An 8,754-nucleotide genomic window follows, 5' to 3' on the forward strand; every position below is an offset into this window, starting at 1 on the left:
GAGCGGGATGTAGCGCAGCAGCACCCCGGCATGCACGGTCATGTAGTCGACACCCTGCTCGCACTGCTCGATCACGGTGTCGCGGTACAGTTCCCAGGTCAGTTTGGTGGGGTCGCCGTTGACTTTCTCCATGGCCTGGTAGATCGGCACCGTTCCGACCGGGACGGGGGAGTTGCGCAGGAGCCACTCGCGGGTGAGGTGGATGTCCTTGCCCGTGGACAGGTCCATGATGGTGTCGGCGCCCCAGCGGGTGGCCCACACCATCTTGTCGACCTCCTCGCCGATCGACGAGGTGACGGCCGAATTACCGATATTGGCATTGACTTTCACCGCGAAAGCCTTGCCGATGATCATCGGTTCGCTCTCCGGGTGGTTGTGGTTGGCGGGGATCACTGCGCGCCCCTGTGCTACTTCGGCCCGAACCAGGTCGGCCGAAACACCTTCGCGTTCCGCGATATACGCCATCTCGGAGGTGATCTCCCCAGCCCTGGCCCGCTGCAGCTGGGTGCCCCGGTCGCGGATCATCCCCGGTCGCGCCGGCAATCCGGCCTCGAGGTCGACGGTCGCGTCGTCATCGGTGTACGGACCGGAGGTGTCGTACAGGTCCAGGTGATCGCCGTCGGTCAGCAGCACCCGACGGAACGGCACGCGCATGACTGTGCCGTCGCAGGACGCCTCGCGGTAGAACTTGACGCTTCCGGCGATCGGACCGGTGGTCACGGACGAAACAACGGAACTACTCATATGAGATCTCCCTACGCCGGCATTACCCGGTCAGGTTCGTACGGTCGACGGGCCTACCCGTCCTCTCAGCGCGCTCCGTGCGCGCTCCCGCGTGGATTTGATTGTGCGGGTCCCAACGTAGCGCAGACGGACGGAGTTGGGTAGGCGGGGCGCGCCTCGTGGACCGTCGCGCCGGGCGACACGGGCTGTCACAGCGGGCGCACAGCAAACGGACAGCGTCGCCGCCCGGATTGCCGAGAATTATTTGCATAGCTAATATATGTGTCTTGCAGGTATTGGGCCGACGCCGTCCCTGGATATCGATACGTAGAGCGAAGACGAGATGACGACTGAGATTGAGCTGACGAACGGTGCCGGTACCACCGATGCGGGCCTGGCGGAGACGGCGCAGCGGCGCAAACGGATGGACCACGACCACCCGTTCTACAAATGGATAGCCCTGTCCAACACCACCCTCGGCACCTTGATGGCCACCATCAACGCCTCGATCGTGCTGATCTCGCTGCCCGCCATCTTCCGCGGCATCGGTCTCAACCCCCTGGCCCCGGCCAACGTCAGCTACCTGCTGTGGATGCTGATGGGGTACCTGGTCGTCACCGCCGTGCTGGTGGTGCTGTTCGGCCGGCTCGGCGACATGTTCGGCCGGGTCCGGATCTACAACCTCGGTTTCGTGGTGTTCACGTTCGCCGCGGTCGCCCTCTCGGTCGACCCGTTCGATCTCGGCGGCGGTGCGGTCTGGCTGATCGCGTGGCGGGTGGTCCAGGGCGTCGGTGGCGCGATGCTGATGGCCTCGTCCTCGGCGATCCTGACCGACGCGTTCCCGGCGAATCAGCGCGGTATGGCGCTCGGCGTCAACATGGTCTCGGCGGTCGCGGGATCCTTCCTGGGGCTGCTGATCGGCGGCGTGCTCTCGGAGTGGGACTGGCGGGCGATCTTCTGGGTCGGCGTTCCGGTCGGCATCCTGGGTACCATTTGGAGTTACCGCTCTCTCAAAGAACTCGGGGTGCGCAGCCCGGGCCGGCTGGATTGGGCCGGAACGGTCACCTTCGGGGTCGGCCTGACCGTGCTGCTCACCGGCATCACCTACGGCATCCAGCCGTACCGGGACGCCACCACCGGATGGGGCAACCCCTGGGTGCTCGGCGCCATCATCGGCGGGGTGGCGCTGCTGGTGCTGTTCTGCGCCATCGAACTGCGGGTGTCACACCCGATGATGAACATCCGGCTGTTCCGGTCCACGGCGTTCGGCATGGGCAACCTGGCCGGCCTGATGTCATCGGTGGGACGCGGCGGACTCCAGTTCATGCTGATCATCTGGCTGCAGGGGATCTGGCTGCCGCTGCACGGCTACAGCTTCGAATCCACGCCACTGTGGGCCGGTATCTACATGCTGCCGATGACCATCGGATTCCTGGTCTCGGGGCCGCTGGCCGGCACGCTGTCGGACCGGTACGGCGCGCGGCCGTTCACCGTCGGCGGGATGCTGCTGATGGCGGTCACCTTCGTGGCGCTTGTGATGATCCCGGTGGACTTCGACTACTGGCTGTTCGCGCTGCTGGTGTTCCTCAACGGGCTGGGTGGGGGCATCTTCACCGCACCCAATACCGCGGCGATCATGTCCGCGGTGCCCGCGGCCGAACGCGGGGCCGCCTCCGGGGTGCGCGCGACGTTCTTCAACGCGGGCTCGTCGTTGTCGATCGGCATCTTCTTCTCGTTGATGATCGTCGGACTGGCCGGGACCCTGCCCACGGCGATGAGCAGCGGTCTTGAGCAGCAAGGCGTTTCGGCGGCAGTCGCCCAGGATGTGGCCGGCCTGCCGCCGGTCGGCAGCCTGTTCGCGGCGTTCCTGGGTTACAACCCGATCGCCGAGTTGCTCGCCCCGTCCCACGCGCTGCAGCAGCCCGGGGTCAACGCCGAGGTGCTGACCGGCCAGGAGTTCTTCCCGCAGTTGATCACCGAGCCGTTCCACTCGGGCCTTACCGTTGTGTTCCTGGCGGCCGCGGCGATGATGGTGATCGGTGCGGCGGCGTCGTTGTTCAATGCCGGCCGCTACGGAACCGAACCCGGGGCCGATAACGAGGCGTAGGTTGCCTCCGGGTGCGCCACCGTCGCCTACCATTCTTGGTCGGTAGCGATTCGGCGACGGTGGCCAACGGAGGTGCGGGAATGGCGATGAATCCTCCGCCGGAGCCTCCGTCGGACCCGCGCTCGTCCGGGCCGATGTGGGACCAGCTGTTCGAACTCGAGGGTTCGCGGCGACCGTCGGGGCTGCCCCGACGGGTCCGGCCCGGCCGGGGACGGCGGATCGCGCTCGCGGCGGCGGCCGGCGCGGTCGCGGTGATCGCCGTCGTGGCCCTGGTCTTCTGGCTGCTGCGTCCTGCGCATGAAACCGACTCTGCCGCAACGCGGCCCAGTCAAACCGCCGATCCGCAGGCGCAACTTCGGCTGCACAGCCTGCTGCCGGCCGGATACACCGACCAGAGCTGCAAACCGGTGCCTGCACCGCGGAATGCCCTGGCGCAGATGTCTTGTGGCCAGAACTCTGATCCGGGCGGCCCGCCGTCGGCGACCTACACGTTGCTCAAGGACAAGGCCGCACTCAGTGCGGCATTCGATTCGACGGTCGCAGCGTCGTCGATGGTCGTGTGCCCCGGACGGATTCAGTCGCCGGGCCCGTGGCGCCGCAATGCCACGCCCGACCAGATCAGCGGGATACTGTTCTGCGGTGTGCAGCAGGGCCGGCCACTGCTGGCCTGGACCGACGATGCGGATCTGCTGCTGAGCGAGATCCGCGCCGAGGATCAGCGTCCGGCGTTCCCCGAGTTGTACACCTGGTGGTCATCGCACTCGTAAGACGTTGGGAGTCAAGGATGCCGGCGGCGCCCACGGGCGCCGCCGGCATCGGAGCCTCAGGGGGCCGGAGTGCCCTGGTTGGCGGCCGGGACGAGCGTCGGAATGGCGCCCGCGGTGAGCGGGGCCTGGCCGCCGGACGGGACCGGGCTCGTGGTCGGCGCCGGTTCTGCGGGTGCGGCCGGTGCAGGGCTCGCCGGTGCCGCGGGTGCGGGGCTCGCGGGCGCTGCCGGTGCCGGGCTCGCCGGTGGGGCCGCGGGCGCGGCGGCCTGGCCGGGGGCGGGTGCCGCGGGTGCCGGGGCGTTCTCGACCGCCGCGGGTTGCGGAGTGCCCTCGGTGCCTGCGGGCAGCGGCGTGCCCTGGCTGCCCGTGGGTGCGGGCTCATCGACGGGCAGTGGGGTGCCCTGGCTGCCCTGCGCGCTGCCGGGAAGGTCCGTGGCGCGGGTTCCCGCGCCTGCGGGTGCGGGTGCGTTGGCGACTGGCGCGGGCACGCCGGCGGCCGGCGACGGTGCCCCCGCCGGCGCGGGTGTGGCGGCCGGCGCGGGTGTGGCAGCGGGTGCCGCCGGGGTCACCGGGGCGGTACGGACCGGTGCCGGACGCGCGGGCGCCGGGCGGGTGGCCGCGGGCTGCGGCGCCGCCGCTGCCTTGGTCCAGGTGAGCAGATCGCGGCCACCGGTGCTGTACACGACGGTGGTCGGCTCGTTCCCGGTGACATCGAAATAAACTTTGCCGGTGGTCTTTTCACCCTGCGCGATGGTCGCCGGGTTCACCCCCTGCGGAGTGGCCACCCCGAACAGCACCCGGTAGTTCTCACCATCGGCCGCGCGGGCATTGAGATTGGACACGATCGGCGTCACCGAGCCTTGCACGGCCTCATCGGTTGCTGTTGCTTCCCAAAGGGTTCCGCGGACGGCATGGGGAATCGTGTCGGAGCTGGGCTTGAGGTCGCTGATCGTCCAGGACTGCACCACGTCGCCGTTCTCAAGTTTGGCGCTGCTGCCGATCGCGCTGCTGTCGGTCGAGGCGTCGGCGAAAGCGGTCGCGGCACCGATCGTGCCCGCGGCGCCGGCCGCGGCCGCGGCTGCCGCCAGTGCGACGGTTAACGTCGAGATTCTCATCGTGCTGTTCACTCCCAAGGTCGTCGATTGGGCATCCCCCGAACTGGGCGGCCATCTGCCAGCGAAGCTAGCAGTCGCTACCAATGGTACGAAACCTTTTCGGACCCGCCGCACGCTTTTTCCGCCGCGCCGGGCCGGGACGGGTGAACAGTTTCCGCACACCCGGCCAATTCTCGACACCGGGGGAGGAACCGGGCGGTTCAGCCCAGGTCGATCAGAACCGGCGCGTGGTCGCTGGGGGATTTGCCCTTGCGCTCGTCGCGGACGATCTCGGCATGCGTGACCCGCTCGGCGAGGGCGGGCGAGCCGAGGATGAAGTCGATGCGCATGCCCTGACGCTTCGGGAAGCGCAGCTGCGTGTAATCCCAATAGGTGTAGACCCCCGGACCCGGCGTGAAAGGCCGCACCACATCGGTGAATTGGGCCTCGGTGAGCGCGGTGAACGCGGCCCGCTCCGGCGCGGTGACATGGGTGGCGCCGGCGAAGAACTCGATATCCCACACATCGTCGTCGGTGGGGGCGATGTTCCAGTCGCCGACCAGCGCGATCTGCGCCTGCGGATTGTCGGCCAGCCATTTCTGTGCGTTATCGCGAAGACGGCCAAGCCATTCCAGCTTGTAGCCGTAATGCGGGGAATCGACGGTGCGTCCGTTGGGGATGTACAGGCTCCATACCCGCACCCCGGCGCACGTCGCGGCCAGCGCCCGCGCCTCGGCGGCGGCCTCCCACGCGGGCTGGCCGTCGAACCCGATCTGCACATCGTCGAGGCCGACCCGGGATGCGATTGCCACCCCGTTCCACTGGTTGAGCCCGTGATGGACCACCTCGTAGCCGAGTGCGGCGAACGGCATGGTCGGGAACTGATCGTCGGAGCATTTGGTCTCCTGCATCGCCAGCACATCGACGTCGGCGCGGGCCAGCCAGTCGGTCACCCGGTCGACGCGGGCACGGATCGAATTGACGTTCCAGGTGGCCAGGCGCATGGGCTAGAGGGTACGGCCGCCCACCAGCCGCAGGAACGCCTGGGCCGCGGGGCCGGCGCCGGTCGCGGTGGCGAGCGCCAGCCTGCGGGTGGTCCTCGGTATCAGTGGCCGACTGACGATTCCGGTCATCGGGCCGGGCAGCGCGGGCACGATGCTCACCCCGAGCCCGGCCCGCACCAGATCGATGACGGCCGTCATCTCGTGTGCCTCGAAGTCCGCGCCGAGTTCGACACCCAGCTGGGCGGCGACCGGGGTGAACACCGCCGCGCAACCACCCGTCGACCGGATGAAGGGTTCGGTGGCCAGCTCGGCGTAGGTGATCGCATCGAGCCCGGACAGCCGGTGCCCGGTGGGCAGGACCGCGACCATCTCATTCTCGCCGAGCGCCGCGGTTTCCAGCCCCGGCGCCGGCAGGCTGACCACGCCGGCGTCGACCGCGCCGTCGGCCAGCCAACCCCGGATCTCGGGCTCGCTGCCTTCCAGCAGGTACACCGACACCAGTGGATGCTCGTCGCCGAACACGCGCAGCCGCGGCGCGATCTGCGTCCCCGTGGTGAACGGCAGGCTGGCGACGCGCAGCGTCCCGGTCAGCCGGCCGGCCAGGGCGGCGACCTCGCTGCGCATGAGCTCCATGTGCCGCACGGCCTGACGCGCATGGACCAGGGCGCGGTTGCCGGCGGCGGTGAGTTCGACGCCGTCGCGGTGCCGCCGCAGCAGGGGCATGCCGAACTCCTTCTCCAGGCTCGCGACGGCCCGGCTGACCGCGGGCTGGGTCAGGCCGAGCCCGCGTCCTGCCGCGGTGAAACCGCCGTGGTCGACCACCGCCAGGAACGACTTGAGCTGCAACAGCGTCGGCATTGCCCTCCGTATGCGAAATCCTGATGCAGGTATATCAGAAATGGCATGGAAGATGCCGGATACCAGAACGTTAATGTCATGAGGCAGGGGTATCGGATCAACGAAAGGGACGACCATGACAGCACGACGGATCTTGATCACCGGTGCATCGCGTGGGATCGGGCGGGCGGTCGCGGACCGGCTCGCCGCCGCCGGCCATGAACCGATCGGCTTCGCGCGCACCGCGACACCGGGCTTCCCGGGGAAACTGGTCGAGGTCGATCTGAGCGATCGGGCCGGGACCGATCGGGCGCTCGCGGAGGCCCTGGCCGACGGGCCGATCGAAGCGGTGGTCAACAACGTCGGGCTGGCGCGATTCGCCCGGATCGGCAGCATCGACCTGGACCAGCTTCATGAGACCTACGACCTGAACGTGCGCACGGCCGTCCAGGTGGTGCAGGCAGTGCTGCCGGGCATGCTGGACGCGGGCTGGGGCCGCATCGTCAACGTCACCAGCATGACCACCCTCGGCACCCCCGAGCGCACGCCGTACGCGGCGGCGAAGGCCGCCCTCGAGGCCGCCACCCGCATCTGGGCCGCGGAACTACACGGTGGCGATGACCGGCGACGGCGTCAACGACGTGCTGGCCCTCAAAGACGCCGATATCGGGGTGGCGATGGGCTCGGGCAGCTCGGCCTCCCGCGCGGTCGCCCAGATCGTGCTGCTGGACAACAAGTTCGCGACGCTGCCGTATGTGGTCGGCGAGGGACGCCGGGTGATCGGCAACATCGAGCGGGTCTCGACACTGTTCCTCACCAAGACCGTGTATTCGGTGCTGCTGGCCGTCCTGGTCGGGATCGGCGGGCTCTCGGCCCGGTTCTTCGACACCGATCCACTGTTGTTCCCGTTCCAGCCGATCCACGTCACGATCGCGGCCTGGTTCACGATCGGCATCCCGTCGTTCATCCTGTCGCTGGCGCCCAACAACGAACGGGCCAAGACGGGGTTCGCGCGGCGGGTGATGTACACGGCGCTGCCCTCGGGTCTGGTGGTGGGGACGGCGACGTTCGTCTCGTACCTGGTCGCCTACCAGGGCCGGGCGGCCACCGCCGTCGAGCAGACCCAGGCTTCGACGGCTGCGTTAATTACGTTGCTGGCGTCCTCGCTGTGGGTGCTGTCGGTGGTGGCACGGCCCTATCAGTGGTGGCGCATCGCGTTGGTCGCGGTCTCGGGCCTGGCGTATGTGCTGATTTTTTCCCTACCGCTGGCGCAGCGGTTGTTCATGTTGGACCCGTCGAATCTGCGGGTCACCGGCGTCGCGCTGGGAATCGGTTTGGTCGGAGCGGCCCTGGTCGAGGTGCTGTGGTGGGTGCAGGGCGCGATGCTTGGTGAGCGGCGTCGCTTGTGGAGATAGCCTTGAGACACGACAATGGAAGTCGTTTGCCAACACATTTAGGGAGGAATCATGGGGATTCTCGACAAAGTGAAGGATTGGCTGGGCAATAACCCGGACAAGGCGAGCAGCGCGATCGACAAGGCCGGCGACCTCGTCGACAAGAAGACCGGCGGCAAATACGCCGGGCACGTCGACAAGGTGCAGGACGCCGCCAAAGGCCAGTTCAACAAGGGCAACGCGGGCAACGACAACCCGCAGGAGGGCACTCCTCCGGCTCCACCGGCGCCGCCGCAGCAGTAACCTATGGCCAAACTGTCGGTCTCCGTCGACGTTCCGTTGTCGCCGGATAAGGCGTGGGAGCACGCATCCGATCTGGCTCGCTACGACGAGTGGCTCAGCATTCACCGGGCCTGGCGGTCGAAATTGCCGGAAACCCTGGAGAAGGGCACCGTCATCGACTCGATCGTCGAGGTCAAGGGCATGCTGAACCGGGTCAAGTGGACCCTGGTCAATTACAAGCCGCCGCAGTCGTTGACCCTCAACGGCGACGGTCGTGGTGGGGTGAAGGTCAAGCTGATCGGAAAGATCGCACCCTCAGGTGACGGGTCGACCGTCACCTTCGACGTCCACCTCGGTGGGCCCGCGCTCTTCGGGCCGATCGGGATGGTGGTCGCTGCGGCGTTGAAAGGCGATATCCAAGAGTCGCTGAACAAGTTCAAACAGCTGTACGGACCGCCCGTCTAGCCACCGCGAGCAGACGCAAACTGCCCTCAATCCTCGGGGTTTTGGGCAGTTTTGCGTCTGCTCGCGCGTTAACGGTTGTCA

8 protein-coding genes, 2 pseudogenes and 1 riboswitch are annotated in these 8,754 nt (G+C 67.9%); of the genes and pseudogenes, 6 read left to right on the top strand and 4 right to left on the bottom strand.

Annotated features, from left to right (window positions below; all coding sequences use genetic code 11):
- On the bottom strand, nt 1-744 hold a 744-nt coding region (locus ACWDTP_RS35255; protein WP_450027863.1), incomplete at its 3' end, for a phosphomethylpyrimidine synthase ThiC.
- A riboswitch (TPP riboswitch) is annotated at nt 736-845 on the bottom strand. (Overlaps the previous gene by 9 nt.)
- Before the next feature lie 221 nt (nt 846-1,066).
- Here ACWDTP_RS35255 and ACWDTP_RS35260 point away from each other — a divergent pair.
- Together ACWDTP_RS35260 and ACWDTP_RS35265 are read left to right on the top strand one after the other, a co-directional pair.
- Nucleotides 1,067-2,830 carry an MFS transporter gene (locus ACWDTP_RS35260; protein ID WP_450027864.1) on the top strand — a complete coding sequence of 588 codons (1,764 nt, stop codon included), beginning with the start codon at nt 1,067-1,069 and terminating at the stop codon, nt 2,828-2,830.
- An 86-nt stretch (nt 2,831-2,916) separates the two neighbouring features.
- On the top strand, nt 2,917-3,597 hold the full coding sequence (locus ACWDTP_RS35265; protein ID WP_450027865.1) for a hypothetical protein: 681 nt from the start codon (nt 2,917-2,919) through the stop codon (nt 3,595-3,597).
- A 56-nt stretch (nt 3,598-3,653) separates the two neighbouring features.
- On the opposite strand, the gene ACWDTP_RS35270 is transcribed toward ACWDTP_RS35265, so the two are convergent.
- The 3 genes from ACWDTP_RS35270 to ACWDTP_RS35280 form a co-directional block, all read right to left on the bottom strand.
- Nucleotides 3,654-4,712, bottom strand: coding sequence for an MPT63 family protein (locus ACWDTP_RS35270; protein ID WP_450027866.1), 1,059 nt, complete (start codon nt 4,710-4,712; stop codon nt 3,654-3,656).
- A 200-nt stretch (nt 4,713-4,912) separates the two neighbouring features.
- The gene (locus tag ACWDTP_RS35275; RefSeq protein WP_450027867.1) at nt 4,913-5,695 is read right to left on the bottom strand and encodes an exodeoxyribonuclease III; all 783 of its coding nucleotides are present in this window, start codon (nt 5,693-5,695) and stop codon (nt 4,913-4,915) included.
- Between the two features lie 3 nt (nt 5,696-5,698).
- Nucleotides 5,699-6,553 carry a LysR family transcriptional regulator gene (locus ACWDTP_RS35280; protein ID WP_450027868.1) on the bottom strand — a complete coding sequence of 285 codons (855 nt, stop codon included), beginning with the start codon at nt 6,551-6,553 and terminating at the stop codon, nt 5,699-5,701.
- Nucleotides 6,554-6,668: 115 nt separating this feature from the next.
- On the opposite strand from ACWDTP_RS35280, the pseudogene ACWDTP_RS35285 reads away from it, so the two are divergent.
- The 4 genes and pseudogenes from ACWDTP_RS35285 to ACWDTP_RS35300 all read left to right on the top strand — a co-directional run.
- Nucleotides 6,669-7,139, top strand: a pseudogene (locus tag ACWDTP_RS35285) (SDR family NAD(P)-dependent oxidoreductase); the annotation flags it as partial.
- Nucleotides 7,138-7,947: pseudogene (locus ACWDTP_RS35290) on the top strand (cation-translocating P-type ATPase); the annotation flags it as partial. The pseudogenes ACWDTP_RS35285 and ACWDTP_RS35290, both read left to right, overlap by 2 nt.
- A 51-nt stretch (nt 7,948-7,998) precedes the next feature.
- The gene (locus tag ACWDTP_RS35295; RefSeq protein ID WP_450027869.1) at nt 7,999-8,229 is read left to right on the top strand and encodes an antitoxin; all 231 of its coding nucleotides are present in this window, start codon (nt 7,999-8,001) and stop codon (nt 8,227-8,229) included.
- A gap of 3 nt (nt 8,230-8,232) precedes the next feature.
- A complete protein-coding gene (locus tag ACWDTP_RS35300; RefSeq protein WP_450027870.1) occupies nt 8,233-8,673 on the top strand; it encodes a type II toxin-antitoxin system Rv0910 family toxin in 441 nt (146 codons plus the stop codon).
- Nucleotides 8,674-8,754 lie beyond the last annotated feature (81 nt).

The organism is Mycobacterium sp. NPDC003449 (assembly GCF_053588415.1).